Here is a 3121-nt window from a genome sequence, read left to right as displayed (position 1 = left end):
TGGGTGCGTTCTCGCTGCTGGTGAGCGGTGGTCTGGTGCGTGCAGCTGCAAGGCGGAGGATTGAGGCATCGCGAATGGGGTCTCCCCTGCTCGAGCGAAGCCGAGAGCTTGGGGAGGATGGTGATTGACGACAACGCCGCAGATGCGCGTGCCAGGGCGCCGCGTCCCAGGCATGATCCGCCGGGCAGGCCCTAAGCTGCCGCCGGGGCTGCCTGGTCATGGCGGCGGACCGCGGTAAGGCTGGCCGCCATGAGCGCGATTGATGCCTTCACACCGCGAACCGACTGGATCAGCGGCCGGTTCAGCGTCGGACAGCCCAGGCTGAGGCTGCTGTGTCTGCCACCCGCCGGAGGAGGCGCCGGAGCCTTCGGTGCCTGGCGGCCGTACGTACCCGAGGGAGTCGAGCTGGCTCCGGTGGAACTGCCAGGCCGCGGCTCGCGCATGGACGAGCCCCTGCCGGACCGTCTCGAGCCGCTGCTCGACGCTCTGCTGGCGGGCCTGCGCGCCGAGTTGACCACGCCGTACGCGTTCTTCGGGCACAGCTTCGGCGCGGTACTGGCGTACGAACTGACGCTCCGGATCGAGCGGGACGGGCTGCGGCCGCCGAGCGCCCTGCTGGCCTCGGCGTCACGCGCTCCGCATCTGCCGCTCAGCCGGGCGGCCGTCGCGGACGCCGACGACAGCGAACTCATCGGCTGGCTGCGGCGCAACGGCGGACTGCCGCCCGCGCTTCTGGCGTACCCGGACTTCCTGCGGGACCTGCTGCGTCCGGTGCGCAGCGACATGTTCCTCGCCGAGCGCTATCTCATCCCGGAGCCGGTCGCGGTCGGCTGCCCGCTGTTCGCCTTCGCCGGTGCGCAGGACGAGGCGGCCACCGAGGCCCAGGTCGAGCCCTGGGCCCAGTACACCTCGGCCGCGCACCGGCTGCGGATTCTCCCCGGTGGCCACGCCTACCCGCAGACGCACCCCCAGGAGACGGTGTCAGCCGTGCTCGGAGCCCTGGAGGAGACCGGCGCGGTCGGCGGAGTCGGCGGACGACTCCGGGGAGAGGGTCACCGGCAGGGCTGAAAAGCCGCTGAGGAAGTTCGAGTACACGTACTGCGAGGGGCCCGCGGGCTCGGCCACGGCGACCAGGTCGCGCAGGCTCTCCAGCAGGGCCGTCAGCTCGGCGCGGGCCAGGAACGCGCCGAGGCAGAAGTGCGACCCGTGGGCGAACGACAGATGCTTGTTGGGGGTGCGGGCCAGGTCGAAGTCGTCGGGCCGATCGAACACCCGCTCATCGCGGTTGGCCGAGGCCAGCCAGGTGGTGACGACGTCGCCCTCCTCGACGAACTGGTCGCCGAAGAAAACGTCCTGGGTCGCGGTCCGCCCGCTGTGCAGGGCCGGTGTCGTCCAGCGCAGTACCTCCTCGACCGCCGAAGCCATGTCCACCTGACCGGACTTGAGCGCCTTCCACTGGTCGGGGCGGTCCATCAGCGCCTGCAGCCCGCCGACCATGGCGAAGCGGGTCGTCTCGTGGCCGCCCATGATGATGCTGTAGCAGTTGAAGACGATCTCCTCGTGCGTCAGCGGCCGCCCGTTGATCTCCTTGGTCACCAGCAGGCTGACCACGTCGTCGTACGGCTTCTTCACGCGCGAGCTGGCCAGCTCCGAGAAGTAGAGCAGCAGGCCGTTCCGCGACGACCAGGTCGCCTCCTCGTCGGGTATGCCGTCCGCCGACGACAGCGCCTTGGAGGTGAGGTCGATGATGTGCTGCCGGTCGGCGGCCGGCACGCCGAGCAGGTCGCAGATCGCGGCAAGCGGGATATGCGCGGCGACATCGGCGGCGAAGTCCACCGTGCCCCGCTCCACCGCCTCCTCGACCAGCCGCCGGGTGCCGCGCCGCACACTCTCGACCACGACGTCGAGGGACCGCGGCGAGAACGGCTTCAGCAGGGCGCTGCGCAGCGCCTTGTGTGGTCGGCCGTCGGTGACGGCCAGCATCCGGCCGGCCGCCGAGTCGCCGCCCGCCAGCAGGGTGTCGAGCACATTGCCCTGCTCAGAGGTGAAGGTCTCGCTGTCGTTGAGCACCGAGACGACGTCGGCGTGGCCGGTCACCACCCAGAAACCGGCACCGCGGGCCGTCTCGGGCTGCCAGTGCACCGGGGCTTCGGTACGCAGGCGCCGCCACAGCGGCCCCAGGTCGTGGTGGGCGTGCAGCAGCGGATCGGCGAGATCGATGGCGTCGAGCGGTCCCGGGGCGAGCGCGGGGCGGGTATCCATAAGTGTGCTTCCTCGAACTCGGGTGTGGCAGACGGGTTTTCGCGGTCAGTCCAGCGGCTTGGTCGGGCCAGGGAAGAACGCGGTGGTGGCACCGGCGGTCTCGGCGCCGTCCACGACGAACTGCTGGCCCGAGACGAACGACGCCTGCGGGGATGCCAGGAAGTGGAAGACGTCCGCGATCTCCTCCGGGAGGGCGTGCCGACGGGCCGGGATACGCTCGTTGACCTCGTCGAGCATGGCGTCCGTGTACTCGGCGCGCTGCATGGGAGTGAGCACGGCACCCGGTGCGACACAGGCGGTCCTGATCATCGGGCTCAGCTCCACGGCGAAGGTCTGGCACAGCGAGGCCACGCCCGCCTTGCTGGCGTTGTAGTCCGCGTAGAGCGGGTAGCCGCGGGAGCCGTTGACGGACGCCGTCGCGAGCAACACGCCCGCGCCCTGGCGCAGCATGTGCGGCGTGGCGTGCCGCCACAGGGCGAGCACGCCCATCAGGTTCACGTCCAGGGTGCGCCGTGCCTCGGCCTCGGTGAGGTCGAGGATGCCGTGCCGGACGCTGATTCCGGCGTTGGCGATGACGACGTCGATCCCGCCGCGCTCGGCGTGCACCTGGTCGACGGCGGCACCGACGGCGGACCAGTCGGCGACGTCCAGTTCGATCCAGCTCAGGTGGCCGCCGCCCTCGCGGTCGCCGGTCACCGTGCCCGGTGCCGGCGGCTGGAGGTCGAGGTTGACCACGTGGTCGCCGGAGCGGACGAACCGCTCGGCGGTGGCGTGGCCGATTCCGCTGGACGCGCCGGACACGATGACGGTGCGCATGGGGTGGTGCCGCCTTTCTGCGGGGAGGGGGACGCCGGTTGGG

3 protein-coding genes are annotated in these 3121 nt (G+C 71.1%); 1 reads left to right on the top strand and 2 read right to left on the bottom strand.

Annotation, left to right across the window (positions count from 1 at the left end):
• Positions 1-249: 249 nt before the first annotated feature.
• The gene (locus tag U9R90_RS34845) at positions 250-1068 is read left to right on the top strand and encodes a thioesterase II family protein (RefSeq protein ID WP_411055620.1); all 819 of its coding nucleotides are present in this window, start codon (positions 250-252) and stop codon (positions 1066-1068) included.
• Here U9R90_RS34845 and U9R90_RS34840 read toward each other — a convergent pair.
• Positions 982-2262 carry a cytochrome P450 gene (locus U9R90_RS34840; RefSeq protein ID WP_411055619.1) on the bottom strand — a complete coding sequence of 427 codons (1281 nt, stop codon included), beginning with the start codon at positions 2260-2262 and terminating at the stop codon, positions 982-984. The genes U9R90_RS34845 and U9R90_RS34840 overlap by 87 nt on opposite strands.
• Before the next feature lie 45 nt (positions 2263-2307).
• Positions 2308-3078, bottom strand: a complete 771-nt coding sequence (locus U9R90_RS34835) for an SDR family NAD(P)-dependent oxidoreductase (RefSeq protein WP_411061387.1) — start codon at positions 3076-3078, stop codon at positions 2308-2310.
• Positions 3079-3121: the final 43 nt, after the last annotated feature.

It is taken from the genome of Streptomyces sp. E11-3, from assembly GCF_046540415.1.
In the GTDB taxonomy this organism is placed as follows: domain Bacteria; phylum Actinomycetota; class Actinomycetes; order Streptomycetales; family Streptomycetaceae; genus Streptomyces.
Note: the sequence above shows the minus strand (reverse complement) of the source record. Positions and strands in the feature narration are given on the sequence as shown.

Bases quoted from the DNA above. Each gene is read 5' to 3' on its own strand.
- U9R90_RS34845 (WP_411055620.1), top strand. From the start codon at position 250: ATGAGCGCGATTGATGCCTTCACACCGCGAACCGACTGGATCAGCGGC.
- U9R90_RS34835 (WP_411061387.1), bottom strand. From the start codon at position 3,078: ATGCGCACCGTCATCGTGTCCGGCGCGTCCAGCGGAATCGGCCACGCC.
- U9R90_RS34840 (WP_411055619.1), bottom strand. From the start codon at position 2,262: ATGGATACCCGCCCCGCGCTCGCCCCGGGACCGCTCGACGCCATCGAT.